The 25,083-nt window shown below is 61.8% G+C and carries 23 protein-coding genes; 17 read left to right on the forward strand and 6 right to left on the reverse strand.

All coding sequences use genetic code 11. The annotated features are described in order from the left end of the window. Positions 1-8: 8 nt before the first annotated feature. Entirely contained in the window at positions 9-500 is a 492-nt protein-coding gene (locus HZA03_07770) for a hypothetical protein (protein MBI5637850.1), read from the reverse strand. 92 nt (positions 501-592) lie between these two features. Between HZA03_07770 and HZA03_07775 the strand changes: the two genes are divergently transcribed. The 7 genes from HZA03_07775 (at position 593) to HZA03_07805 (ending at position 8,440) form a co-directional block, all read left to right on the forward strand. After that, positions 593-2,077, forward strand: coding sequence for a leucyl aminopeptidase (locus HZA03_07775; GenBank protein ID MBI5637851.1), 1,485 nt, complete (start codon positions 593-595; stop codon positions 2,075-2,077). A 467-nt stretch (positions 2,078-2,544) separates the two neighbouring features. Beyond that, a complete protein-coding gene (locus HZA03_07780) occupies positions 2,545-4,305 on the forward strand; it encodes a cobalamin B12-binding domain-containing protein (GenBank protein MBI5637852.1) in 1,761 nt (586 codons plus the stop codon). A 59-nt stretch (positions 4,306-4,364) separates the two neighbouring features. Then, positions 4,365-4,865, forward strand: a complete 501-nt coding sequence (locus tag HZA03_07785) for a nuclear transport factor 2 family protein (protein MBI5637853.1) — start codon at positions 4,365-4,367, stop codon at positions 4,863-4,865. A gap of 93 nt (positions 4,866-4,958) precedes the next feature. Continuing rightward, positions 4,959-5,879 (forward strand): ABC transporter ATP-binding protein, encoded by a 921-nt coding sequence (locus HZA03_07790; GenBank protein MBI5637854.1) that lies wholly within the window; start codon positions 4,959-4,961, stop codon positions 5,877-5,879. Further along, positions 5,872-6,654 (forward strand): ABC transporter permease, encoded by a 783-nt coding sequence (locus HZA03_07795; GenBank protein ID MBI5637855.1) that lies wholly within the window; start codon positions 5,872-5,874, stop codon positions 6,652-6,654. Before HZA03_07790 ends, HZA03_07795 begins: the two co-directional genes overlap by 8 nt. A 29-nt stretch (positions 6,655-6,683) precedes the next feature. Continuing rightward, on the forward strand, positions 6,684-7,148 hold the full coding sequence (gene purE, locus HZA03_07800) for a 5-(carboxyamino)imidazole ribonucleotide mutase (GenBank protein MBI5637856.1): 465 nt from the start codon (positions 6,684-6,686) through the stop codon (positions 7,146-7,148). Between the two features lie 524 nt (positions 7,149-7,672). Continuing rightward, positions 7,673-8,440, forward strand: coding sequence for a formylglycine-generating enzyme family protein (locus HZA03_07805; protein ID MBI5637857.1), 768 nt, complete (start codon positions 7,673-7,675; stop codon positions 8,438-8,440). A 33-nt stretch (positions 8,441-8,473) separates the two neighbouring features. Here the strand turns inward: HZA03_07805 and HZA03_07810 are convergent, their stop codons facing one another. The 4 genes from HZA03_07810 to HZA03_07825 all read right to left on the reverse strand — a co-directional run bounded on the left by HZA03_07810 (position 8,474) and on the right by HZA03_07825 (position 11,654). Beyond that, a complete protein-coding gene (locus HZA03_07810) occupies positions 8,474-8,893 on the reverse strand; it encodes a type II toxin-antitoxin system VapC family toxin (GenBank protein MBI5637858.1) in 420 nt (139 codons plus the stop codon). Beyond that, on the reverse strand, positions 8,890-9,132 hold the full coding sequence (locus tag HZA03_07815) for a type II toxin-antitoxin system prevent-host-death family antitoxin (GenBank protein MBI5637859.1): 243 nt from the start codon (positions 9,130-9,132) through the stop codon (positions 8,890-8,892). The genes HZA03_07810 and HZA03_07815 overlap by 4 nt, the downstream gene beginning before the upstream one ends. 135 nt (positions 9,133-9,267) lie before the next feature. After that, positions 9,268-11,154, reverse strand: a complete 1,887-nt coding sequence (locus HZA03_07820) for a DUF4105 domain-containing protein (protein ID MBI5637860.1) — start codon at positions 11,152-11,154, stop codon at positions 9,268-9,270. Between the two features lie 26 nt (positions 11,155-11,180). Further along, a complete protein-coding gene (locus HZA03_07825) occupies positions 11,181-11,654 on the reverse strand; it encodes a DUF3015 family protein (GenBank protein MBI5637861.1) in 474 nt (157 codons plus the stop codon). A 225-nt stretch (positions 11,655-11,879) separates the two neighbouring features. On the opposite strand from HZA03_07825, the gene HZA03_07830 reads away from it, so the two are divergent. The 7 genes from HZA03_07830 (at position 11,880) to HZA03_07860 (ending at position 18,737) form a co-directional block, all read left to right on the forward strand. Further along, positions 11,880-12,653, forward strand: coding sequence for a response regulator (locus HZA03_07830; GenBank protein MBI5637862.1), 774 nt, complete (start codon positions 11,880-11,882; stop codon positions 12,651-12,653). Between the two features lie 20 nt (positions 12,654-12,673). Then, on the forward strand, positions 12,674-13,465 hold the full coding sequence (locus tag HZA03_07835; GenBank protein ID MBI5637863.1) for a response regulator: 792 nt from the start codon (positions 12,674-12,676) through the stop codon (positions 13,463-13,465). Positions 13,466-13,635: 170 nt separating this feature from the next. After that, entirely contained in the window at positions 13,636-15,294 is a 1,659-nt protein-coding gene (locus tag HZA03_07840; GenBank protein MBI5637864.1) for a S8 family serine peptidase, read from the forward strand. A gap of 8 nt (positions 15,295-15,302) precedes the next feature. Beyond that, positions 15,303-15,908 (forward strand): hypothetical protein, encoded by a 606-nt coding sequence (locus tag HZA03_07845; protein MBI5637865.1) that lies wholly within the window; start codon positions 15,303-15,305, stop codon positions 15,906-15,908. Positions 15,909-16,216: 308 nt separating this feature from the next. Continuing rightward, positions 16,217-17,035: a hypothetical protein gene (locus HZA03_07850; protein MBI5637866.1), complete on the forward strand. Its 819-nt coding sequence runs from the start codon at positions 16,217-16,219 to the stop codon at positions 17,033-17,035. After that, positions 17,032-18,390, forward strand: a complete 1,359-nt coding sequence (radA, locus tag HZA03_07855; GenBank protein MBI5637867.1) for a DNA repair protein RadA — start codon at positions 17,032-17,034, stop codon at positions 18,388-18,390. The genes HZA03_07850 and radA overlap by 4 nt, the downstream gene beginning before the upstream one ends. A gap of 131 nt (positions 18,391-18,521) precedes the next feature. Beyond that, complete coding sequence (locus HZA03_07860) at positions 18,522-18,737, forward strand: hypothetical protein (protein MBI5637868.1); 216 nt, start codon at positions 18,522-18,524, stop codon at positions 18,735-18,737. 17 nt (positions 18,738-18,754) lie between these two features. Here the strand turns inward: HZA03_07860 and polA are convergent, their stop codons facing one another. After that, positions 18,755-21,457: a DNA polymerase I gene (gene polA / locus HZA03_07865; protein MBI5637869.1), complete on the reverse strand. Its 2,703-nt coding sequence runs from the start codon at positions 21,455-21,457 to the stop codon at positions 18,755-18,757. 436 nt (positions 21,458-21,893) lie between these two features. Here polA and HZA03_07870 point away from each other — a divergent pair, with 436 nt between their 5' ends. The 3 genes from HZA03_07870 to HZA03_07880 all read left to right on the forward strand — a co-directional run. Continuing rightward, on the forward strand, positions 21,894-23,330 hold the full coding sequence (locus tag HZA03_07870) for a hypothetical protein (GenBank protein ID MBI5637870.1): 1,437 nt from the start codon (positions 21,894-21,896) through the stop codon (positions 23,328-23,330). Positions 23,331-23,660: 330 nt separating this feature from the next. After that, positions 23,661-24,200 (forward strand): bifunctional pyr operon transcriptional regulator/uracil phosphoribosyltransferase PyrR, encoded by a 540-nt coding sequence (gene pyrR / locus HZA03_07875; protein MBI5637871.1) that lies wholly within the window; start codon positions 23,661-23,663, stop codon positions 24,198-24,200. Next, positions 24,200-25,083, forward strand: an 884-nt coding sequence (locus HZA03_07880) for an aspartate carbamoyltransferase catalytic subunit (protein MBI5637872.1), incomplete at its 3' end; no start/stop codon positions are given. The genes pyrR and HZA03_07880, both read left to right, overlap by 1 nt.

The following is a 25,083-nucleotide window of genomic DNA, read 5'->3' on the forward strand; positions in this document are numbered from 1 at the left end:
GGCGGTGGTCAGCGGGATGGAGACTTGGCGGTGTAAATCACCGTCTCTTTGTAAAGCAGTGCGCCTCTTTCGTCCCGCATGGTAAAATCGCTCATCAGATAGTCGGGATCGACGAACCAGCTCCCGGCGATTTTCCGTTTGTCGTCGCCGCCGGTGAAGGTGAACAGGTTTTCGTTCACGAATTGTCCGCGCGGGTATTCCGTTATAACTTCCATCTTGCTGTTATAGAGAATGCTGGCGGCGCTGTCGTTTGACGAGACGATTTTCACGATGACATCGGGATCGGATTTCTTGTTGATGAAATTCTTTATCTGGATGATCTTAACGATCCCTTCCTGAAAATAGTCCAGCTTGCAGCTGAATTTCCGGCTGTGTATTTGCGGCGAGGCGTTGATGTTGTATTCAATCGAGATGGCGTCGAACGCGCGCTCGCCCGCGTATGCGGCGGGCGCAAACAGGAGCGCCGCGGCAAGCAACAGCGGCAAAAGCGGTCGGTTCATCTTTCGTAATTCTCCAGGAAATATACTATACTCGTTTTCGTTAATTGCCATTGTATAACGCCTTTGATAACGATGAAGAAAGAGAAATCGCCATGGTAAAACTGCAAATCACGGACAAGCCGCTGGAGCGGATACGGGCGGGGGCCGCCATCCTGTTCATGTTCGAGGGGGATGCCGCGCCCAAAGCCGTCGACGCCCGTCTTGGGGGACGCATCGCCGCGCTGTTAAAGGGTAAAAAATTCACGGCGAAAAAAGGATCGGTGCGCGCCATCGATACGCTGGGCAAGCTGCCCGCCGACACCATTCTGCTGGCGGGATTGGGAAAAAAGGACGAATGCACACTGGAGACCGTCCGCCGCGCCGCCGCGTCCGCCGCGCGCGCCGCGAAAACGGCGGGGGCCGAAACGCTGGCGCTTTCGCTTGAGGGGCTGGCGATGGAGTTCCCGGCGGACGACGCGGCGCAGGCCGCCGCCGAGGGTATCCTGCTTTCGCAGTACACGTTCACCGCCTACCGCAAGAAAGACGATAACGGCGGCGCCGGGCTGAAAACCGCCTTCTTCGCGCCGGGAAAAGAGGGGGCCAAAATCAAGGCGGGGCTCGGCGCGGCGGAGATAACCTGCCGCGCGGTCTACCTCGCGCGCGATCTGGGGAACCACCCCGGCAACGTGGCCACCCCCTCGTTTTTGGCGAACGCCGCCGCGCGCGCGTGCCGCAAGGCCGGCGTGAAGTGCCGCGTGTACGGACGGCGCGAACTGGAAAAGATGAAGATGGGTTCGTTCCTCGCGGTGGCCAAAGGAAGCGCCGAGGAGCCGAAGTTCATCGTGATGGAGCACATGAAAGGCCCGAAGAACCAAAAGCCGGTGGTGCTGGTGGGGAAAGGGCTCACGTTCGACACCGGCGGCATCTCGATAAAACCATCGGGCAGCATGGAAGACATGAAATTCGACATGTCGGGCGGCGGCGCGGTTATCGCCACGATGGCGGCGGTGGGCCATCTCAAGCTCAAGATGAACATCGCCGGCCTCGTCCCCTGCACCGAGAACATGCCGGGCGGGCGCGCCGTGAAGCCGGGCGATATCGCCCGGAGCGCCAGCGGCATCACCATCGAGATCATCAACACCGACGCGGAGGGGCGGCTGATTTTGGCCGACGCGCTGGATTACGCGAAGCGGTACAAGCCGCGCGCGGTGGTGGACCTGGCCACCCTCACCGGGGCCTGCATGGTGGCGCTGGGAAGCTGCGCCAGCGGCCTCTTCGGCACCGACGAAAAACTGGTGGCCGCGCTGAAAGCCGCCGGGGAAAAAACCGGCGAGCGCTGCTGGGAACTGCCGCTGTGGGAGGAATACGACGACCAGATCAAGAGCACGGTCGCCGACGTGAAGAACGTGGGGGACCGCTACGGCGGCGCGATCACCGCCGCGCGCTTTTTGAAGAAGTTCACCGATTACCCGTGGGCGCACCTCGATATCGCCGGCACCGCCTATACGGCAAAACCGGCCGCGCCGTACCAAACCGGCGGCAGCAACGGCCTCGGCCCGCGCCACCTGATTGAATTTTTGAAGAACTACAGAAAATAACGACGGCGGGGCGCGGGCCGCATACCCGCCCCCTTTTCCGGAAAGAAAATGGCAAACCGGGCCGGCTCCACCGAAGTTGGGTAAGGAGGGGATACGGGGAAGGTTTTTAACCCCCTTTTCACGGGGAAGCCCTCCTTGCTGAGGCGGGGCGGGGAGACTTTCCGCCAAAGGCAAGAGCCATGAACACCGGATCAGTCTTTTCAACGGGTTGTGGAATTTCAGTATCTATATCTGCCGGTTTATGCTAAATTTGCACGATTACTTGACTATACTGATAGGAGAAACCGCACACAAACGGTTCTCCATCTTACTTTTAAACGGCAACCATATTTTTTAAGAGCTTTCTAATACGGGAAGATTGAATCGGCCGATGGCGCTTGTCATCAGCCCATCACAACTTCCCATTAAAGAGCCGTTGCCAAAGGGCTTTACGCCCCAAACGCAACATACATTGAAAAGGACGGGATATGAACAAACTGCTTCTTACCGGGGTTTTCAAACCCTTTGGAGTCAGCGACGAATACGGCGAGGCCCTCTGCACGATGGAGCTTCTCAATAACCAGGTGACGCGCGAGCAGGGCATCCACTCCCCCCGTTCCAACAACCCCAGTTTCGGCCTCTACCTGATAGCCGAAAACGTGCAGGTGCCCGCCACCGTGCTCGATTTTCCCTGGTGGAAGGATTTTACGCGCGAAGTCGACAGCGGCGAATATACCCACATCGGCATATCGTTCATCGTTCCGAACGTGATGAAGGCGAAGCGGATGGCCGATTACATCCGCGAGAAATCCCCCAACACCAAGATACTGCTCGGCGGCCACGGCACTTCCATCCCGAACCTGGAAGAGATATTGACGTTCGACGACGCCTGCCGCGGCGAAGGGGTGGCATGGATGCGGCGCTATTTCGGCGAGCCGGTTGACCGGAAGATCGTCCATCCCGTCTGCCCGTCCGCGGTGCGGAAGTTCGTGTACGGCGGGCCCATCGTCCGCGACGCCGGCATCATCGTCACCGGCGTCGGCTGCCAAAACTCCTGCCGCTTCTGCGCCACCGCGCACAAATTCGAGAAACGCTACACCGCCTTTTTGTTCAGCGGCCGCGAGGTGTTCGACGCCTGCGAAAAAACCGAGAAAGCGATGAAGGTCACCGATTTCGCGCTGATGGACGAGAACTTCTGCAAAAGCCCGCGCCGCGCGCGCCAGCTCCTCGAGGAGATGGAGCGGCACGGCAAGGCCTACACCTTCGCCACTTTCTCGTCGGCCGAGACCATCGGCAAGCTGGGGATCGATTTTCTCGTCCGGCTGGGGGTGAAATTCCTCTGGATCGGCGTGGAATCGAAGGCCAACGTGTTCGACAAGACCAAGGGGGTCGATCTGCACAAGCTGATCGCCGACCTGCAAAACCACGGCATCACCGTGCTGGCCTCGGCCATCCTGTTCATGGAGCACCACGACAAGGAATCGATCCACGAGGACATCGACTGGGCCATCTCGCTGGAATCGGACCTCTTGCAGTTCATGGAGTTCGGCCCGATACCCGGCACGAAGCTCTACAAGGATTACGACGCGGCGGGAAAGCTGCTCAAGGACGTGCCGTGGCCGAAACAGCACGGGCAGGACGAGATATGGTTCCACCATCCGCATTTCACCCCGAAGGAGACCGCCGTCTACACCCGGAACGCCTTCATCAAGAAATTCCAGACGCACGGCCCCGGCGTGATAAGCATGGCGCAAACCTACCTCAAGGGGTATCTCACCGTTCAGCGCGAAACAGCCGAGCGCGAAGCGAAGGGCTTGGTCTGGAACGCCGAAGTGCTGCGCTACGTGCAGGGGGGCAAACCCGGCGCCGTGGACGAATTCATGCGGAAACGGCTGGAGGCCATGCGTGAATCGGCGCTGGAGTTCCGCCCGATCCTTGCCGCCGCCGCGGATCACGCGCCAAACGGGGCCGCGCGCGAAAAAGCCAAAAAGCTGCGCGCCGCGTTCAGCGAAACCTTCGGCGCGCCGACGGTTCTGGACCGCGTCATGTCCGGCGCGGTGCGGGTGCTCGCGGTGAGCGAAAAAATCCGCGCCATGGCGAAGGGGGGCGACGTTATGCGCCAGCCGAAGACCGTCCGGATGACTTATCCCGACCGCACCATGCAGAGCCATGCGGCCGACGAACAGCGCTGGACGCATGCGCCCGGCATGCCGCTGGTGGAAGATACCGCCGACGTCACCGCCGGCTGAGCCGCCGGGCCGAAAGGTGGAGGAAAGTAATCATTGATGACTTTCCTCCACCGCATCAAATGACTTTGGAAATCATCCCCCTCAGTCTCACCTTTGGGAAAAATTCCCAAGACCGCATGGCGGAAGCGAAAAACCCCGGCAAAGAGGGGGCATTGGCCGCGGTGGAAACATTCTATTGCGCCTTCAACAGCCGCTCACCCGGATTGCTCAAAGAAGTATGGCTGAATGACCCGCTCTGTCAGCTTAATAATCCGCTCGGTGGAATGATGCGCGGGATAGAGCCGATCTCCGCCCTGTATGAAAAAATATTCAACGGCCCTTCGCGGGTCTGGGTGGAGTTTTACGATATCATCCTGTACCTCACCCGCGATGCCGCCATCTTCGCGGGGCGCGAACGGGGCGAGTTTGTAAAGGGGGAAGCCGCCGTTAACCTCGCCATCCGCACGACGCGCGTCTTTCTCTATGATTCAGCCGCCGGCCGCTGGGCGCAAGCGCACCACCACGGCAGCATTGACGACGCGGCTTTGCTGGACCGCTATCAAAAAGCCGTCAATCCATAAAGAAGGGACTTCGCTTCCTTCTTTCCCCTCAACGCACGGTACATGAAAAAGCGGATTTTTCTTTATCCAATCCGGCCTCAACAATATTAAGCTATGCCCATGGATGCGGTATCGGCAAAAGGGCTGCGGCGCTCGTTTGGGGCGTTCGAAGCGGTAAAAAAATTGGATTTCGCCATCCGCCCCGGCGAATGCTACGGGTTCCTCGGCCCCAACGGCGCGGGTAAAAGCACCACCATCCGGATGATTCACGGGCTGCTGCCGCGCTGCGGCGGCGAACTGAACGTGCTGGGGCGCGACATCGATCTCGACCGCCCCGCCATCAAGGCGCAAATCGGCGTCGTATCGCAGGAGAACAACCTCGACCGCGATCTCACCGTCCGCCAAAACCTGCTCACCTACGCCCGCTACTTCGAGATACCGCCGCCGGAAGCCCGCCGCCGCGCCGCCGAGCTGCTCGCCTTTGTGCAGCTCGACGCGAAGGCGGACGACCGCCTCGCCACCCTCTCCGGCGGGATGCAGCGGCGGCTCGCCATCGCCCGCGCGCTCATCAACAATCCAAGCCTGCTGATACTGGACGAGCCGACCACCGGGCTTGACCCGCAGGCGCGCCACCTCATCTGGCGGCGGCTGAACATGCTCAAGCGCCAGCAGATCACGACGATCCTCACCACCCACTACATGGAGGAGGCGGAACAGCTTTGCGACCGCGTGGCGATCATGAACGGCGGGGAGATTTTGCTGGAAGGGCCGCCGCGGGAGCTCATCGCGCGCGAAATCGGCGAAGAGGTGGTGGAGATACATGTGGAAGAAGGGAAGATGCCCGCCGCCATCGGCGCGGTGCGGGAGATATGCGGGAACTACGATGTGCATGGCGAAACGCTCTACCTCTACAGCGGCGAGTGCAAGAAGCTGGCGCGGGAGGTTATGAAGCTGGAGCACCGGATGATCGTGCATCGCCGCGCCACGCTGGAAGACCTTTTCCTGAAGCTCGCCGGGAGGACGCTCAATGAATAGCGCGAAAGCCCGCTTCACCGGCGCGTTCCGGTTCTGGCAGCGGAATTTCGACGTCTTCCGCAGCCACTACCTCTCCTCCGTCGTCGGCAACATCGGCGAGCCGCTGCTCTACCTCTTCGGCCTCGGCGCGGGCATCGGGGGGATGATCGAGAAGGTGGACGGCGTGCCGTACCTCCAGTGGATCGCGCCCGGCATGATGGTCGCCGCCGCGATGAACGCCGCCGCCTTCGAATGCACCTTCGGCGCGTATACCCGCATGGCGGAGCAAAAGGTGTACGACGGGGTGATGGCGACGCCGCTGGAGATAGAGGACATCGTGCTGGGGGAAATCCTCTGGGGGGCGACCAAGGGGCTGATGAGCAGCGGCATCCTGCTGCTGGTGCTGGCGGCGCTGGGGCTGTTCGACCGGTGGGTGGCCGTGCCGTTCCTGCTTATCGAGATGGCGCTCTTCGGCACGGTGTTCGCCGCGCTCACCATGTGCATCACGGCGGTGTCGAAAAGCTATGAGTTCTTCAATTACTTCTTCACGCTGTTTCTCACGCCGATGCTGGTCTTTTCCGGCATCTGGTTTCCGGCCGCGAAGCTCCCCGCGTGGCTTGCGAACAGCTTCCTGATCTTCCCCACGCCGCACGCGGTGAACATCGCCCGCTATCTTTTCCACGGCGGCGGCGCGGTTATGCCTATAATAGGTATCCTGTGTTTGGCCGCCTGCGCGCCGCCGCTGATCTGGTGCGCCATGCGGCTGGTGAAACGGCGGCTGGTTCCCGCCCCCTGAAAGGGGCGCCTGACAAAAGGAGGATTCCGATGGACGTTGTGATAATGATGGGCAGCAAGTCGGACATGGCGGCGATGGAAAAGGCGGCCGACATCCTGAAAGATTTCGGCGTTTCGTTCGAGGTACACGTCACCAGCGCGCACCGCTCGCCGGCGCGCACCGCGCAGATCGTCGACAAGGCGCACAAGGCGGGGGTGAAGATATTTATCGCCGCGGCCGGCCTCGCCGCGCATTTGGCGGGGGTGGTCGCCAGCCACACGGACAGGCCGGTGATCGGCGTGCCGATGGACGGCGGCCCGCTGCAGGGGATGGACGCCCTTCTTTCCACCGTGCAGATGCCGGGCGGCGTGCCGGTGGCCGGCATGGCGATAGGAAACAGCGGCGCGAAAAACGCCGCCTATCTGGCGGTGCGGATATTGGCGCTTTCAAATCCGGAATTGGCCGAAAAAAACCGCCGCTTCATCAAGGAACAGGCCGACGCCGTCGGCCTCTGACCGCCGCCCTTGTGGAATGATGCTGTAAATGGGGGGGGAAGATGAAAGAGTACCGCGCTCTGGTTATTTCCATATTTGCCATTTTCGCATTCGGCTCTGTTTCCTTTGCCGGGAGTCTCGCCGACCTAATAATCCGCAAGCCCCCGAATAAAGAAACCTCAGCCCAAGAAACGGAGAAACCTTCGAAAGCCGCTCCGGAGCCAGCCACAGCCGCCGAACCGGTTTCGGCCCTTCCCGCGGCCAAGGAGGAGAAATCGAAGAAGGAGGCGGTGGTTCTGATGCCGCTCATCGTCAGCGGCGTGGAACGGGACATGGTGGGGAACTTCGAGAACGCGCTTATCGAATCGCTTTCCACCACCTATAAGGTGTATTACGGTAAGAAGGTGCAGGATACGGTCGAAAAGGTATACAAGCAGCGGAGCGCCGAGGCGAAGGCGGGGAAAGAGTGCGACGACACGAAGTGCCTGCAGGACATCGCCATGGAATTCCAGACGGAATTGATCGCCGTCTGCAACGTGAAGAAGATGGCGGGCGGTTTCATGCTTTCGCTGAAGATACAGAACGTGATCGAGGACACGGTGGTGTTGTCCAAGAACGTTCCCTGTCAAAACTGCGATGATTTTGCCGCCATGCGCTCCCTGCAGGGGATAGTTTCGGGGCAGGCCGCCGCGCCGCAGGCGCAAGCGGCGGCGCCCGCCCCAGCGAAAGCCGCGCCGTCCGCGCCTGAGGGAATGGTATTTGTAAAACATGGGGACGGCGGTTTTTTTATGGACAAGACGGAGGTAACGCAGGAGGCGTACCAGCGGGTTATTGGAAGCAATCCATCGAAGTTCCAAGGTTGTCCCACATGCCCGGTGGAGCAGGTGACTTGGGACGAAGCGGCAGCCTATTGCACGAAGGTGGGGAAGCGTCTGCCGACGGAGCAGGAGTGGGAGTATGCGGCAACCAGCGGCGGGAAGGGCGAAATCTATGCCGGGACGAGCAATGAGGGCGAACTGGGTGACTATGCCTGGTATAAAGATAATTCCGGCGGTGGGGGGATGAGCTTATTTTCTTCTGGTAAAACACACCCTGTGGGCAAGAAAAAGCCTAACGGCCTGGGCTTGTACGATATGAGCGGTAACGTGTCTGAATGGACGGACAGTTGGTATAACGATAAAAAAGAGGAACGGGTTTGTCGCGGCGGTTCGTGGGGCAATAGTGCGGGTCCTCTGCGCGCGGCCTACCGGAACTACGGCGGTCCCGATGATAGTTTCTCCCATTTCGGCTTTCGTTGTTCCCAGTCCCCTTGAAGGGGACTTTACACTTCACCTCGTTTTGGAACTTCAACCAAACTTTTTCACGCCGGCTTTCTTTGCGGCTTTCAGCAAATCTTCGTCCAGGGCGGCCAGCGGCAAGCCCAGCCGCAAGGCCACTTCCAGGTAGGAGGCATCGTAAGAGGATAGTTTGTATCGCCGCGCCAGTTGAAGGGTATCGGCCAGCGCGCGCGGAAATGTGGCCGCGTCCACCTCGATACCCACGCCTTCCAGCATCTCAAGAAAAGCGCCGCTTCGCGCTTCAGTCACCAGGCCTTTTGCTTCCGCCCCGGCAATGACGTTTGCCACCTCAAGTCCCCAGGTTACGGGCACGATGGCGTTGCCGTTTTTCATCGCATCAAGCACTTTGCCGGCATACGCAAGTTCGTGCGGTTTGCCGTCGCCAAAAAACCAACGCATCGTCACCGAATTATCCAGGACGAAACTCATGCGCGGCCATCTTCAGCGAGAGCCTTGATATTTACTCCCCGCACCGGGTCAGCCAGCATGAACGCCTTGAGTTTCTTTACCGCCGCAACCTTGTCCTTCGCCTTCGCGCCCAAACTGGGAATCAGGTCCGCGACAGCTTCCCCCCGGTTGGTGATGGTAAACCGCTGTCCGGTTTTTACCAGCCTGAGCAGTTCAGGAAGCTTGGTTTTAGCTTCATATGACCCGATTTCCCTCTTCATAATATTCCCCCGCAATGCATTTTGTGGCTTTAGACCAGTATATAGACCAGCCTTCTTAAAATCAATGGAATTTCGCGGGCCTATTTCATCAAGCCGGTTGTGTTGCCATGCCCGCCGTATCGTGAATAAAGCGGGTCAGAAATAGACGTCAAGCGCGAGCAGCGCTTCGTTGCGGTCCACGCCATACACCTTCGCGTAGTTCAAAAACAGTTTCAGGGCGGCGTTGCCGCCAAGCGTGAGCCGCTGTTCCAGCGCCGCTTCGTATGCCTTGTGCTTGTCTCCCACCCAGAAATCGAGCGCCCTGCCGCGCAGATGGATTTTATAGCGGGCGGTCACCGGCCACAAAACGCCAACTCCCCCGCCCATTCCCAGCGTGTAGCGGTCCTCATAGCCCTCGCCGTAGCGTATCTCGGTTTCCACCATCGCGTACGACAATGCATTTCCCCATTGCGCCGCCAAACCGCCGCCGGGGTTGAGCCGGAAGGTCATTCCCTCGCTCCCGTCCGCGAATGTTCCTTGCGCGAGGCCGAAATTAACCTTCCACGATGTGGGGCGGAAAAAGCGGTTAAAGGGGGAGAGCGAAGTGATGTTCACAAAATCCATCGTTTCCAGCCGGAGGCGTTCTTCCCGTCCGCCGTCGTAGGCGCGCAGGGTGGCGCCGAGAAAATCGATGTGCGCCCCCGGCAGGTAGCCTTCATCGGGGTCGAGCAGGTCGTGGTTGGCGGGACGCCAGCGGAATTCGGCGAACCGCGCGCCGCCGCGCGCGCCAAAGCCGATGCCGAGGCGCGCCGATTCGTGCCCTTCGTCGGGCGGCGGCGGCGCGGCCGCCGTGTTGTCCGCCGCCGGCCCCAGCGTGGTGCGGACGCGCAGCGTATCGATGAAGCGTTTGGTGAATTCGTCTTCGGTTATCTCGCGTTTCGCCGCCATGTAGTTGGCGAGGTCGGCGGCGGTATCGGCGATGCCGGCCAATGTTTCCTTCGGCAGCGGTTTCCGCAATCCCTCTTCCGGGGAAATTTTCCCTTCCGCGATATCTTTGACCAGCCGCACGTCATCGCCGGTGAACGCGGCTTCGGTGCGCAAAATTTTTGTCGCCAGCGATGGACGGTAAACGAGGCTGGTTACCATCCCCTCGCGCCGCGCCCAACGGACGGTATCGATGGGCAGCGCCGAAACGGGGAAGCGGTCCGTGAGGTGCGCCGCGGGGCGGGCGCTTTCCAGCAAAAAGAGAAGCACATAGGAGCAGTTCTCGTCGAAGAAGTAATAGTCGGCGTACCGGTCGCGCAGTTCCCACGCGTGCCGCAGCATGCGGAGCACTTCCGGCCGGGTAAGGTTCAGGTTGTATTCCCAGATGTCGCGCTGGCCGATGTCGTTGTACTCGCGGATTTTTTCATAGTACGGGAGGATGGTGTAGCGGCCGGGGTAGAAACCGAACAGTCCCTTGGCGGCGTAGAGGAAGCCGTTGGTATCCACCTCGGTGGCGGCGTACGTGATGGCATAGCTGACGAGGCGGCTCTCGCGGCGGCCGTCCACCCGTATCAGCGTGTGGCCGAACATGGAGGCGGGTCCGTTTATGTGCGCGGCGGGAAACACGAGAACCGCCGATTGCGGATCGGCCTCCTTCACAAATTCGTCAAACGCCGCGCACGCGCCGCCGGGGAGCCTCGTTTCGTCTATCGCCAGACGCTCTTTCAGCCACTCGTAGCGGGCGATGTATTCGCAGCGGAGCGGGTCGGTTCCCGCCGGCGCGGGGAAGAAAAACATGGCGATGTCCGCTTCCATCTCGGCCCGCGGATTGGCCTTGCCTTGGGGGGAGAGAAAGAAGTTGGGGTCGTCCACCAGGCTTTTCCGCCCGCCGCCGCGCGGCTGGTAGTGGAGCAGGATGTCCCAATAGCGTTCATTGTGCAGGTTGAGGGCGCGCGCCTTCTGGAGCAGCTCTTCGCGGTAGGCGTCGTCGGCGGAGGCGTGAAGGGGAACGGCGAGCAGCGCGCACAAAATAAAAAAGGGGAAGGAAATTTTATTCATTTCCTTCCCCTTTCGGCTGAACGGGATCAGCCGTTGATGACGGCGGAGATGCGGTCGACCACTTCGCCGGCCTGCACCTTGTCGGAGGTGTAGATGGCGCCGAAGTTGGCCTGCAGTTTCGCGTAGACGGCGGTCTTTTGCGAAGCCGGGACGTTCATCATTTCGACCACGGTGTCGAGGGTTTCACCCTTGCCCATGGCGATGTCTTTCGCCAGGTTTTCCATGTTGCCGGAGACGAAGCGGTTCAGGTTTTCGTTCTGCGCCACTTTGCCGAACTGGTCGCATTCGGAGGTGCCGGTGGTGATGCCGAACGTCTGGGTGCCGAAACTGGTGTTGGTGGTGGCCGCCAGCACCTGAATGACAAGGCTTTCACCGGAGTCCTTGAAAATGAGATGGCCGAGTCCGCAGCCGGTGTTGCTGCGTTTGTCGGCATACGCGGTGCCGGAGAAGGAAACGAGGGCGATGGAGACGATTGCAAGCGCCAGCAGGGTCTTTTTCATGCGATGTCCTCCTTAAACGGTGGTTATGTACGTTAACGCCAGCTTATTCTATTACACTTCGCGGCAGCTATCACGATGAATTGGGGGGGCCTCAATCTTCCTTCGGCGCCGGTTAAAGAGAAACTTGATTTAGGGGTGCCGTTACGGGATAGAATATGAAGTAGCGTAATCAGGAGGAGCGGCTCCGCCCAGGGCCTTTCGTTTTTTAAGTTAAGGAGTTGGCTTTTGCGGGATGTAAAATTCCTCGTGGTGGATGATTCCCCCACATTGCGCATACTGGTGCGCAAAGTCCTTGAAGCAAAACTCGGCGTCAAACAGATATTCGAGGCGGGCGACGGCGTGGAGGCCCGCAAGGTGCTGGAAGGGCAATCCATCGACATCATCCTTTCCGACTGGGAGATGCCCAACGTCAGCGGCGACGAGTTCCTGTTCCAGGTGCGCAACTCCCCCCGCTGGAAGGAAATCCCTTTTATCATGATGACCTCGCACGGCGGGCGCGACTTCATCATGACCGCCATCCAGAACGGCGTCACCCATTACCTGGTGAAGCCGTTCACCGCCGCCGAACTGGAAGACCGGGTCCGCAAGTCGTGGAACGGCGCGGCGAAGCGGCAGGCCGACCGGTTCTCCGCGTTGCCGACGCACCAGATGATGGTGAAAGTGGGGGGCAAGGCGTTTTCGGCGCAGGTGATAAACATCAGCCGCCTCGGCGCGCTGGTGAAAATGGAGTACACCGACAGCATCAAGCTTTTTGGCGAATACCAGCTCTCGCTGGAATTCGACAGCGGGCCGGGCAAGCAGCCGTGGGCGATCAACCCGCTGTTCGGCACCGCCGTGCGGATGGAGGCCGACAGCGCGAGCATGGCCATCACCGACAAGATGTGCCAGGTGGCGCTCAACTTCGGCGCGAATACCATCGACCGGAAAGTGGAAGAAAAGCTCAACGAGCTGATACGGTGGCTGGCATCGTTCGAGCCGGAGTCGATCACCGACAAGTAGGGCGGCGGAAAGGGGCGGGAATGAGGGATCTCAATATTCTCGTGGCGGACAATTCGGCGTGGACGCGTTCGATGATCCGGCGCGTGCTGGAGACCCGCTTCGGCGCCGTTGCCACGTACGAGGCGGAGGACGGCCGCCGGGCGATGGCCTTGCTGGAAGCGCTCAAAATAGACATGGTCATTACCGCGGTGGAGCTGGCCCACACCTCGGGCCTCGTGCTGCTCGACTTCATCAAAAACAGCCAAAAGCTGGGCCAGATGCCGGTGATCGTCGTCTCCTCCCATGAGGACGACCGCACCCGCGTCGACGCCATCCAGCACGGCGCGGTGCGCTATCTCCTCAAGCCGTTCAAGCCCGACGAGCTGGAAATGGCGGTTCGCACCTCGTGGACCGACGCGGTGCGCCGCAAGGCGAAACGCTACTCCAGCCTCCCCCCCCACACGCTGACGATGACGCTGGACGGGGAGGAAACGCGGGGAGAGGTTTTGGACATCAGCGCGGGGGGGCTGGCGGGACGCTTTCCCTACGCGCCGTTGCACACGCTGTACGGCAACTACCGCGTGCATATCGCGTTCGAGGCGGCCGGAAAGACCGGCGCATTCGATATCGGCCCGGCGGATGCCACGCTGCTGCGCATCGAGGGAGCGGTCGACGAAATAGGGGAGGACGAGCCGCATTGCGTCTGCGCCTTTCACTTCGGGCCGAATGCGATGGACGCGGGATCGCGCGGGCGGCTGGATCAACTCGTGGCGCGCCTGGCCGCCGAAATGCCGGAGTTCATCGCCGACGGCGGGGAACCCGCCGGCGGCTGAACGGCGCGGCGTGTTATGCGGCAAATATCGGCCGGAAAACCGGCGCGCCGAAAAATTATCCTTTCAGGTAATTGACATATACGGGTTGTCGATGAAAAATGTACCTGCCTGCCCGGTTTTGGGGCTGGCGGCGGATTCGGCGGAATAAAAACTTGAAGGGAAAACCAGGAATGAAAAAATTTGTTCGTCTTTGCGCGGCGGCCATGTCCGCCATTGCGCTTGCCGCTTGCGGCAGCGGCGGCGGCAGCACATCGACATCCACAACAACTACCACCACAACCACAACGACTGTCACCAGCGTGACCGGCAACGCCGCCTATGCGCCGACCGACCCGTTTTTCGCCGACCAGTGGCACCTTAAGAACACCGGCCAGACCGGAACCGCCGGTGGAGCGGGAACCGCCGGGGAAGACCTGAACGTGGAAAAGGTATGGACCTCCTTTAAGGGAACCGGCGTCCGCATCGCCATCGTCGACGACAGGCTGGATATAGTCCATGAAGACCTTTCACCCAACGCGGTTTTGGCCGACAGTTGGGATTATCTCACCGGCGCGGCTCCCGTCAGCAACCTCATCACCGGAAACAGCGCCCACGGCACCTCCTGCGGCGGCCTCGCGGCGGCGGCGGGGGGCAACTCCAAAGGGGGCGTCGGCGTGGCGATGGCCGCCAAGCTGGTCGGCTACAACCTGCTGCAAGCCGCCGTCGGCGCGAATGAGGCCGACGCCATGACCCGCGGCGCAACCACCAACAGCGTTTCCAGCAACAGTTGGGGCGCGACGGACGGCACCGGCACCTTGCAGCCATCAAGCGCCACATGGCAGACGGCCATCAACACCGGCATCACCACCGGCCGGAGCAATAAGGGCATCGTCTACGCTTGGGCGGGCGGCAACGGCGCGCCCACCGACCGCTCCGACTACGATGGGCAGGCGAACTACGCCGGCGTCATCGCCGTGGCGGCTCTCGACGACAAGGGGCAGAAGTCCTCCTATTCCGAACCCGGCTCGAACGTTCTGGTGAGCGCATACGGCGGCGAATTTTGCTCCACCCACACCCTCACCACCACCGACATCACCGGCGCGGCGGGGTCAAACACCGCGGCCACCGCGGGCGTCAGCGACTATACCGACACCAGCTACACCAAGTGCATGAACGGCACATCGGGGGCGACGCCCGAAGTGAGCGGCGCCGTGGCGCTGATTCTTGAGGCCAACCCCGCCCTCACCTTCCGCGACGTGCGGATAATCCTGGCCACCACCGCCCGCAAGAACGACGCCACCGACGCCGGGTGGGGCGTCAACGGCGCGGCCACCCCGCTGCACATCAACGAAAAATACGGCTACGGCGCAGTCGACGCGCAAGCAGCGGTAAACGCCGCGCTCGGCTGGACCAGCGTGGGGGGAGCCACCACACTCGTATCCAAAGCGGGGAGCAACATCACCGCCGCCGCAATCGCCGACGGCACCGGCACCACCTCCGCCGTGTACGGCGCCGTCACCACCAGCGCCATTACGCTGGCAAGCAGCGGCATTTCCAAAATAGAGTTCGTCGAAGTAACGGTGGACAGCAATCACCTTCAATTCGGCGACCTGAAAATCACCCTCACCAGTCCGGCGGGAACCATCAGCACGCTGACCCTGCCGCATGGCTGCACCGCCAACAGCGTCGCCGTCGCTTGCGGCAATCTGCTCAACGGCGGATTCCGGTTCGGCGTGGCGCGGCTCGTCAACGAAGCCGCCGACGGCACATGGACGCTTTCGGTCAGCGACGGTTTGGTGGCCGACACCGGGAACCTCACCTCCTGGAACATAGCGGTCTACGGACACTGAGGCGGGGCATGAACACAACATATAAAGGATTTGAAGCCATGAAACAGGCAATGACCGTGAAAATGACATTGACGGCGCTGGCGTTCTGCGCCCTCTCCGTTTCCTTCGCCCTGGCCGCCGGCCCGGCGGGAAATTTTTATTATGACGGCGGGCGGCAACGCGCGCTCCTGCTGGACGATACGCTGGTGGCGGAGTTCGGACAAACGCCGAACGCCGTGAAATCGGCCATCCCCGGCGCGCAATCCGCAAAAAGCGGCGGCGGCGCGACGATATACCGCGTGCAGCCCGGCTCGTACAAGGCGGCGGCAAGCGCCGCCCCGAAGGCGTCCATTTCGCCGGTGTTCCACGAAGGGGGCTCCGCCGCCGGACGCTTGATGGCGCTGCCGGGCGGGGTGCTGGTGAATTTCAAGGCGGGCTGGACCGCCGCGCAGGTGAACGGCTGGGCCGCCGCCAAGGGGCTGGCGGTCGATAAAAAGCTCGCCATCGGCGAAAACTGGTACGCGATCAAGAGCGCTCCCGGCCAGGCATCGCTCGACCTCGCCAACCAGATACAGCAATCCGGCGAAGTGGTTTCCGCCACCCCGAACTGGTGGAAGGAAGTCTCCACCCGCTGACCTGTTTCCGGTTTCCGGTGGCGCGGAAAATCCCGCCCGCGCACCAGGGAAAACGTCTGCTCCCCCTTTAGCGGGCTGATGAAAAACTATTTATGCATGTCATTCTGAGCGTAGCGAAGAATCTCTTTCCGGAAAGTGATCCTTCGCCCTTGAAGGGCATTTCCGCGGCGGCTTGTACGCGGCTGGCTCCGCAAGCTTCGCCGCCGCTTTTTTGTTCCGCCGCTCCCTCGCCTCCGGCTCAGGACGACAGGAGTGGCTTTTTTCGCCGGTTGTGAAATGCGGCGGCGTGACTGATAATCAATAACGCTATGACATCCGAGACCCAAAAAAAACCGGCGGCGGTGCTGATTCTCCCCCCCGACGGAAAATTCCACTCCCCCGACATCTGGAGCATCATGCACCGGCAGGCAGGGGGCTTTGATCTGGCGATCATCGACCGGAGCCGCGGCGCGGCGAAAATCCTCCCGGCGATGGCGAAGGCGGCGGTAACGCTCATCCGCGATGACGCGCCCGCCCTCGGCGCGCGGCTCAACGAGGTTGTGCGCGGCCTGGAAAACGACCATATCGTTTTCTTCACCGACCGGGTGCTCCCCACGCACGATCACTGGCTGAAGCGGCTCACCGCGCCATTGGCGCACGGGGCCGACGCCGCCTTCGGGCGGAACATCACCGCGCCCGGCGGCAACTACTTCATCATCGAAGACCTTCGCAGGCGCTACCCGCAGCGGGGCGCGTCGGCGGCGCTCACCATCGACCAGTGCGCCATCAGCCGCGCCGCGCTGCTGGCCAAACCGTTCCCGGAAGAGGCGGTACACGACCCCGCGGCCGTCTGGTGCTGGCGCAACGGCGTTGCGCCGGTCTATGTGCCGGAAGCCATCGCCATGCAGGACAGCTTTCTCCCGCTGAAAGAGGTGCTGCACAACGCGCGCGCCTTCGGGGCCGACCGCGCGGCGGCGGGCAAGGCGCACGGCCTGGTTGCCGAATTGGCCGCCGCCCTGCGCGAATTGGCGGGAGATATCGGTTACTGCATCGCCAAACGCAAGCCGCAATACCTCTGGTATCCGTTCCTCTACCGCGCCGCGATCCACTGGGGCATTTTCAGCGGCCAGTGGCGGGGGGCGCGGTGAAAAAACCTAAAACCGCATACGCCTGCCAAAACTGCGGCGGGCGCCAGCCGAAATGGGTGGGGCGCTGCCCCGATTGCGGCGATTGGAACACGCTGGTTGAAGAGACGGTGAAACCGGAGGGGTTGAAAACCCGGCGGGGACTGGCGGAAGAGGGGAGCCGCCCCCAGCCGCTGGCATCCGTGCCGCTCAGCGAGGGGACGCGCCTGCCGACCGGCATGGAGGAGATGGACCGGGTGCTGGGGGGCGGCATCGTTCCCGGCTCGCTGGTGCTGATCGGGGGCGACCCCGGCATCGGCAAATCGACGCTGTTGCTGCAACTCTGCGGCACCATCGCGCTCAAGGGCGCGGTGCTTTACGTCAGCGGCGAGGAATCGGCCGCGCAGATAAAGATGCGGGCCGACCGGCTTGGCATCGGCAACGCGCCGCTGCTGGTATATCCCGAAACGAACGTCGAGACCATCGTGGCCCAGATCGAAACGCTGAAACCGGCGCTGGTCATCATCGATTCCATCCAGACCGTTTACACATCCCTGCTGGGGGCCGCGCCGGGAAGCGTGGGGCAACTGCGCGAATCGGCCGCCCTCATCATGCAGGCCTGCAAGCGGTCGGGCATCCCGGCCTTTCTGGTCGGCCACGTCACCAAAGAAGGAGCCATCGCCGGTCCGCGCGTGCTGGAGCATATGGTGGACACCGTGCTTTATTTCGAAGGGGACCGCGACCACTATTTCCGCATCCTCCGCTCGGTGAAGAACCGCTTCGGCTCCACGCACGAGATCGGCGTGTTCGAGATGCGCGGCGAGGGGCTGCGCGAGGTGAAGGATCCGAGCGGCATATTCATCTCCCCCGCGTCGGAAGCGGTCAGCGGCTCGGTGATCGCCTGCACCCTTTCCGGCACGCGCCCCATATTGGTGGAACTGCAGGCGCTGGTCACCGGCACCACCTTCGGCAATCCGCGCCGCACCGTCGTGGGATTCGATTACAACCGGATCATCCTGATGGCCGCCATCCTGCAAAAACGGGCCGGCGTCATGCTGGACGGCGAGGATATTTATGTCTCCGCCGCCGGAGGGGTGCGGGTGGACGACCCCGGCGCCGACCTGGCGCTCGCCGCCGCCCTGCTGGGGAGCTACCGCAACCGTCCGGCGCAACAACGCTCCGTCTTCATCGGCGAGGTGGGGCTGGGCGGGGAGATCCGCCCCGTCGCCTCGCTGCAACAGCGGCTCAAGGAAGCGGCGCGGATGGGCATGGCCACCGCCTTCATCCCCAAAACCGGCGCCGGCGATGTGAAGAACATCGCGGGCCTCGCCCTCGTCCGGATCGAGCACGTGGGGGCGCTTTCGGACGAGATGTTCTGACCCCGTTCCGCGCCCGCCGCCGCCCATTTCAATATTGCCTATCTTATGGTATAAATTAGTTCACCTATGGCGCGCGGCGGCATTGGCCGCGCCGGTTTTACATATTCATGGAAATAGCGGGGGAGGCCGGCATGGACAAAATGGAGATGTTTCAGGGGTTGCGGAAGAAGGAGATGGTGGCCCGGACGTTTCACCTTGAGTCGGAGCAGCTTCACCCGCTGCGGAAAGTATCGGAGCAGTTGGGGCTGTCGCAGTCCGAGGTGGTGCGCCGCTCGATCAACTTTTTCATAGACGGGTATCAGCGCGCCGCCAGGAAACAGGCGATAAAAAACCCCGACAACGCCTGACCCCGCCGCGCGGGCGGCTAGTGCATGTCGCCCCAGTTGGGGGCCGATTCCACGCTCACCTTCAGCGGCACCGAAAGCGGCGCGGCTTTTTCCATCAGTTCCCGCACCGCCTTTTTGACCTTTTCAATGTTTTTTTCCGGCGCTTCGAAGATCAGCTCGTCATGCACTTGCAGCAGCATTTTGGCGTGCAGCGCGGCCAGCCGGGGGGCGATGTCCAGCATCGCCTTTTTGATGAGGTCGGCGGCCGAGCCCTGCACCACGGTGTTCACCGCCATCCGCTCCGCCATTTCACGCACGGCGCGGTTAACCGACCCGATATCGGGAAACGAACGCTTGCGGCCGTACATGGTGCGGACCATCCGCTCTTTGTGGGCCTTCTTGATGGCGGCGTCGATGAATTCCCGCACGCCGCGGTAGCGGGCGAAATAGCCGTCGATATACCCTTGCGCCTCGCGCCGGGAAACCGCCAGCTCCCGCGCAAGCCCGAAGGCGGTCTGCCCGTAGATGATGCCGAAATTCACCGCCTTGGCCGCGCGCCGCATTTCGGGGGACGCGCCGCCGATGGCCCCGAATATCTCGCGGGCCGTTCTCGTGTGGACGTCCTCGTCGTTTTTGAACGATTCGGTGAGCAGCGCATCGCCGCTCAGGTGCGCCAGAATCCGCAGCTCTATCTGCGAGTAATCGGCGGAAATCAGAAGGCATCCCTTTTCCGCCACGAACGCGCGGCGTATCTCCCGCCCCTCCTCCGTGCGCACCGGGATGTTTTGCAGGTTCGGGTCGGAGGAGCTCAGGCGCCCCGTGGCGGTTGCCGCCTGATTGAACGAGGTGTGGATGCGCCCCGTCTTGGCCGAAACCATTTCGGGGAGCGGATCGACGTAGGTGGACTTGAGCTTGCTCAACACGCGGTGGCGCAGCATCAGCGCCGGCAGGGGGTGCTCCATCGCCAGCGTTTCCAGCGCCGCCTGGTCGGTGGAGCTGCCGGTCTTGGTCTTGCGCTGCTTCGCCAGCCCCAATTTATCGAACAGGATGGCGGAGAGCTGCTTGGGGGAGGCGATGTTGAATTCCTCCCCCGCGGCGGCGTGAATATCCTTTTCGAGGGCCTTGAGTTTTTTTTCCAGCGTGCGGGAATAGCCCTTCATGAGGGGGACGTCCAGTTTTATGCCGTTTTGCTCCATTTGCGCCAGCACGCCGATAAGCGGCTGTTCGATGGTGTAGTAGAGGTCGTTCAGCCCGTGCGCCTCGATCTCCGCTTTCAGCATGCCGGTGAGGCGGTACGCCATGTCGGCATCCTCGGCGGAGTATTCGGCGGCGCGGTCGATGGATACCTGGTTGAACGTCACCTGCTTGGCCCCCTTGCCGGCCACATCGGCGTATTCAATCATGGCGAGCCCAAGATATTTTTGGGCGAGGTATGAAAGGCCGTGCCGCCGCTCTTCCGGCGCGGTGAGGTAGGAGGCGACCATCGTATCGAACCCGACGGGGTTCACGGAAATTCCTTCGCCCGCCAGCACGGTGATGTCGTATTTCAGGTTCTGGCCGTACTTGGGGATGGCGGCATCCTCCAACAGCGGTTTGAGCATTTTCAGCGCCGCCCCCTTCGGCAGCTGCGCGGGAGCGCCGAGGTAATCGTGCGCCAGCGGCAGGTACCACGCCTCTCCCTCTTTGGCGCACAGGGAAATGCCCACCAGCGCCGCGTCCACCGGGTTTGTGGATGTGGTTTCGGTATCCACCGCGAATCCGCCGCTGTGCTTGAGGACGGCGGCCGCCGCCGCAAGTTCATCCTCCGTATAGATGGTTTGGTAATGTTTTGCGATTTCTTTTTGAGACGGAACCGGGGTTTCCCTTCCGGCGGCCGGAGCGGACGTTTGCCCCAATTCAGCAAGAAATGTCTTGAAGCCGAGTTTTTCAAACAGCGCGGCCAGCCGCGCGGTATCCGGCTCCCCCTGATGCCATGCCTCGTAGTCCAGCGGCAGGTCGAGATCGGTTTTGACGGTGGCCAACACCTTGCAGAGGCGGGCGGTATCGGCGTGTTCGGTCAGCGCCGCCTTCAGCTTCGGTTTCTTGATGCCGGCGGCGTGCGCCAGCAGGTTTTCCACGCTGCGATATTCGGCGATGAGCGCCTGCGCCGTTTTTTCGCCGATGCCCGGCACGCCGGGGATATTGTCGGAGCTGTCCCCCATCAACGCCAGCACATCGGCCACCTGCGGCGGGGCGACGCCGAATTTTTCCTTCACCTCGGCGGGGCCGATCGGCTTTTCCTTTATCGGGTCGAACATGGCGATATGCCCGCCGACGAGCTGCATCAAATCCTTGTCGCCGCTGAAAATGGTGACGCTGTACCCCGCATCGGCCGCGTGCAGGGCGGCGTGGCCTATCAGGTCGTCCGCTTCGAGGCCCTGCCGCTTGAGCACCGGCAGGTTATAGGCGTCGATGAGCTGTTCGATAAGCGGTATCTGGACGGCAAGCTCTTCGGGCATCGCCTGCCGGTTCGCCTTGTAGTCCGCGTACAGTTCGTGGCGGAAAGTTTTTCCCTTCGAATCCAGCGCCACCACCAGCAGGTCGGGTTTTTCCTCCTTCATGATTTTCGCCAGCATCCGGTTAAACGCGTAGACGGCGTTGGTGGGGGTGCCGTCCGGCGCGGAGAGGTGGAGCCGCAGGCCGTAGAAGGCGCGGTAGTAAAAACCGGCGGCGTCGATGATGAAGAGACGTTTGCGGGTCATGCGGAAGATTATACCGTCAAAGCCGGCGCGGCGCGCCGAGGCTAATTTGCCGTCCTGGGGGAGCGGCGGAATAAAAATGCGGCGGCAATTGGGGGCATGGCTCCAAGTCTCATATAGCGCCATTGTCGCAAAGAACCGCCTCTTTTGCCAATACGGCCGGTAGGTGTACACATTTCAATGTGTACATTGGCGCAATGCGCCAGGCCTGTCGGCCCACGGGCCGATGTACCCATGATGGCCTATAGGCCACATCCGGCGCGGATTGTAAAAATCCTTCCGCGCCTCCCGAATTGTGTACCCGCCAAAAAATAACCCTTTAGGGGTATTGCGTAACGAGCCTATTAAGGATGATAATTATGCGAACCGGGGGGGGATGAAGCAGCTATTTCCTGTAATCGTAAAGTTTAGCGGTCCCGAAATATTAAGGAGGGTGTAAATGAAGAAGATTCGTAATGGATTTATCATGGCGCTGGCGGTTATCGGAACCGTTGGCCTTTTGGCCTCGTGCGGCGGTGGCGGCGGAGCGGCGGCAACCACCACCACGACCACCACAACTACGACCGCAACCGTAGGCAGTTCGGCGTCAAGCTCCGGCTCCACGGCGGTTTACTCGAATAACGGCGCAACCTACGCGGTCACGCCGACGGCAGCCGCCAGCGTAACGGCCGGCAGCAGCCAGGCATCGCTGGTAACGCTCCCCAACACCGGCACGGCCGTCGGAGCGCTTTCGGTGACATCCATATCGGCCACCAAAATCACCACCACGCTTAAAACCGCGGCGGCCGCCGCCGCGCCGGTGAACGGCACCTCGGTGGACCCGGCGAACGATTTGGGGCTGGCCTACAGCTATACCAGCACCTCCATCTCGTTCTTCAAGCTTTCCACCGCCACGGAAGTGGCGGCCTATGACACCGCCACCGTCACCACCGGTTCGTGGAGCGGCGGCAGCGCCCTGATCCCCGGCGTGGTCATGGATACCACCAGGAAATACGCCGTCGCGGCGACCGGCGACGGTTTCGAGATCATCGACTATGCAACCTCCACCGCCCCCGCGAAGGTGCGCGAGATAAAGTCCGTCGCCATCGCCGGCGGGGCGAACAAGGGCGGCGTGGAGATCAACGAGAACTTCGGCTACGAGCCGGCCATCACGCTGGGCGGAACCAGCCGCTCCCTGATCCTCACCGGCGGGAAATATTCTTCCACCAACGGCAACGCGCTGGAACTGGTGGATGTGGCCACCGGCAACATGTACATCCCCGATACCGCCACCAAGGCGCTCTTTACCGTTTCCAGCTACATCGACCACATCGCCGTCGATACCGTCTACCATGTGGCGGTGCTGGCCGACGAAGGAACCGGGACGACGTTCGTCGACCTTTCGAAGCTGACGCTCGGCACAACGCTGGACGCCAACGGCTACTACAGCTACACGCTTCCCTCCACCGCGGTCAGCCGGATCACCACTTTCAGCAAATACACCAACCTCGCCATCGAAAGCACGAAGCACCTCGTCTTCATGGGGAAGGGTTACGGCGGCACCACGTTCGTCGTCGGCAAGCTTGCCGACCCGGCAACCACGCTCGGCTTTTCTTCCGTCACCACCACACCGGTCAGCATGCCGTCGGCCGCGGATAATACCTCGGCGACCGTTTCCTGGTACGGCAGTTACGATCCGCACGGCGCGGGGGCCTATCTGACCCCTTCGGGTCACCCGACCTATACCACGCAGACCGCGCTGGCCCTCTGGGCAAGCGGCAGCGGCACCCACATCGCCATCATCGACATGCAGGGGGTGTTGGACGGCCAGTCGGTGGCCGGTTACAACCCCACCACCACCACGCCGGGAGATATCGTCTACTTCAAAATGCCGTAAGGCGCAACGCCATCACGTGGGGGCGGGCAACCGCCCCCTTTTTTTTGCGCGATTTTGGTAGGACACGCATTCCTGCGTGTCATCGGCCCGCGGCCGACAGGTTGCCGCTACGCGGCAATGTACACAATGAATTGTGTACCTACCAAGCATATTTTTCAGCGGGTTGCGGATGCGCAAAAAATTTCTCCATGCTTTCCGTTGCCCGTGCGCGGCAAAGCTGATAAAATTTGCCCTCAGATAAATTAAAAACCTTTTTAAACGGGTTCCGAGAGGCCCACAAAAGGAGACCACGATGCACACCGCCCCACGACGGGCCGCCGGAGCGCGGCCATGACCCCCGCCGCCAAGACCGTTCTTTCCGCGCCGGAGATGGGCCGCACACTGGCCCGGATGGCCCACGAGATCACCGAAAAAAATCCCGACTGTTCCCAGATCATCCTCGCGGGCATCATCACCCGCGGCGCGCCGCTGGCCCGCCGCCTGGCCGACAAGATAAAAACCATCACCGGCGTCGACGTGCCGTGCGGCGGCCTGGACATCACCTTCTACCGCGACGACATCCAGAGCAAGGGGCCGGACCTCAACGCCGGCCGCACCGACATCAGCCACGACATCAACGGCAAGACGCTCATCCTGGTGGACGACGTTCTCTTCACCGGCCGCTCCATCCGCGCCGCCATCGACGCGGTGATGGATATCGGCCGCCCGGGGCGCATCCAACTGGCCGTTTTGCTGGACCGCGGCCACCGCGAGCTGCCGATACGCCCCGACTACATCGGCAAAAACATCCCCACCGCCCGCGGCGAGCGGGTGCGGGTGAAACTTTCCGAAACCGACGGCGAAGACCTCGCCGTGGTGGAGGGCGCCTGATGGAGACGGTGGAGAAAAAATTCAGGGGGCGGCACCTGCTCCAGATAGCCGACCTCACGGCGGACGAGATCATGGGGCTGCTCAACACCGCCTACAAGTTCAAGGACGTTTCCGAACGCGAGATAAAAAAGGTTCCCACCCTGCGCGGCAAAACCATCGTCAACCTCTTCTACGAGCCGAGCACCCGCACCCGCACCTCGTTCGAGATCGCCGGAAAGCGGCTCTCGGCGGACGTGATCAACATCTCCACCAGTTCCAGCAGCGTGACCAAAGGCGAAACGTTCAAGGACACGGTGCTGAACATCGCCGCCATGAAGCCGGACGCCATCGTGGTCCGCCACGGCAGTCCCGGCGCGCCGGCCTACGCCGCGACAATCGCCGGCTGCTCCGTCATCAACGGCGGCGACGGCGCCAACGCGCATCCCACGCAGGCGCTGCTGGACCTCATGACCATCCACGAGAAAAAAGGGACGGTGGAAAACCTCAAGGTCGCCATCGTCGGCGACATCCTGCACAGCCGCGTGGCGCGCAGCAACATCAACGCGCTGAAGATGTTCGGGGCCGAGGTGACCGTGTGCGCCCCCCCCACGCTGCTCCCCCACGGCGTGAACGCGCTGGGGGTGGAGGTGACGCACGACATCCGCGCGGCGGTGGCGGACAAGGACGTGGTGATGATGCTCCGCATCCAGACCGAGCGGATGCAGCAGGGGCTGTTCCCCAGCCTGCGGGAATACAGCGAGCACTTCTGCCTCTCGGCGAAGGTGCTGAAACGCGCGCGGCCCGACGTGCTGATAATGCACCCCGGCCCGATAAACCGGGGGGTGGAGATAGCCTCCGACGTGGCGGACGGCCCCTACAGCCTCATCCTTTCGCAGGTCACGCA

This window comes from Nitrospinota bacterium (assembly GCA_016217735.1).
Classification (GTDB): domain Bacteria; phylum Nitrospinota_A; class UBA7883; order JACRGQ01; family JACRGQ01; genus JACRGQ01.

Excerpts from the sequence above, each read along its gene's own strand:
- HZA03_07770 (MBI5637850.1), bottom strand. The coding sequence starts at position 500 with ATGAACCGACCGCTTTTGCCGCTGTTGCTTGCCGCGGCGCTCCTGTTT.
- HZA03_07775 (MBI5637851.1), top strand. The coding sequence starts at position 593 with ATGGTAAAACTGCAAATCACGGACAAGCCGCTGGAGCGGATACGGGCG.
- HZA03_07780 (MBI5637852.1), top strand. The coding sequence starts at position 2,545 with ATGAACAAACTGCTTCTTACCGGGGTTTTCAAACCCTTTGGAGTCAGC.
- HZA03_07785 (MBI5637853.1), top strand. The coding sequence starts at position 4,365 with ATGACTTTGGAAATCATCCCCCTCAGTCTCACCTTTGGGAAAAATTCC.
- HZA03_07790 (MBI5637854.1), top strand. The coding sequence starts at position 4,959 with ATGCCCATGGATGCGGTATCGGCAAAAGGGCTGCGGCGCTCGTTTGGG.
- HZA03_07795 (MBI5637855.1), top strand. The coding sequence starts at position 5,872 with ATGAATAGCGCGAAAGCCCGCTTCACCGGCGCGTTCCGGTTCTGGCAG.
- purE (MBI5637856.1), top strand. The coding sequence starts at position 6,684 with ATGGACGTTGTGATAATGATGGGCAGCAAGTCGGACATGGCGGCGATG.
- HZA03_07805 (MBI5637857.1), top strand. The coding sequence starts at position 7,673 with ATGGCGGGCGGTTTCATGCTTTCGCTGAAGATACAGAACGTGATCGAG.
- HZA03_07810 (MBI5637858.1), bottom strand. The coding sequence starts at position 8,893 with ATGAGTTTCGTCCTGGATAATTCGGTGACGATGCGTTGGTTTTTTGGC.
- HZA03_07815 (MBI5637859.1), bottom strand. The coding sequence starts at position 9,132 with ATGAAGAGGGAAATCGGGTCATATGAAGCTAAAACCAAGCTTCCTGAA.
- HZA03_07820 (MBI5637860.1), bottom strand. The coding sequence starts at position 11,154 with ATGAATAAAATTTCCTTCCCCTTTTTTATTTTGTGCGCGCTGCTCGCC.
- HZA03_07825 (MBI5637861.1), bottom strand. The coding sequence starts at position 11,654 with ATGAAAAAGACCCTGCTGGCGCTTGCAATCGTCTCCATCGCCCTCGTT.
- HZA03_07835 (MBI5637863.1), top strand. The coding sequence starts at position 12,674 with ATGAGGGATCTCAATATTCTCGTGGCGGACAATTCGGCGTGGACGCGT.
- HZA03_07840 (MBI5637864.1), top strand. The coding sequence starts at position 13,636 with ATGAAAAAATTTGTTCGTCTTTGCGCGGCGGCCATGTCCGCCATTGCG.
- HZA03_07845 (MBI5637865.1), top strand. The coding sequence starts at position 15,303 with ATGAACACAACATATAAAGGATTTGAAGCCATGAAACAGGCAATGACC.
- HZA03_07850 (MBI5637866.1), top strand. The coding sequence starts at position 16,217 with ATGACATCCGAGACCCAAAAAAAACCGGCGGCGGTGCTGATTCTCCCC.
- HZA03_07860 (MBI5637868.1), top strand. The coding sequence starts at position 18,522 with ATGGACAAAATGGAGATGTTTCAGGGGTTGCGGAAGAAGGAGATGGTG.
- polA (MBI5637869.1), bottom strand. The coding sequence starts at position 21,457 with ATGACCCGCAAACGTCTCTTCATCATCGACGCCGCCGGTTTTTACTAC.
- HZA03_07870 (MBI5637870.1), top strand. The coding sequence starts at position 21,894 with ATGAAGAAGATTCGTAATGGATTTATCATGGCGCTGGCGGTTATCGGA.
- pyrR (MBI5637871.1), top strand. The coding sequence starts at position 23,661 with ATGACCCCCGCCGCCAAGACCGTTCTTTCCGCGCCGGAGATGGGCCGC.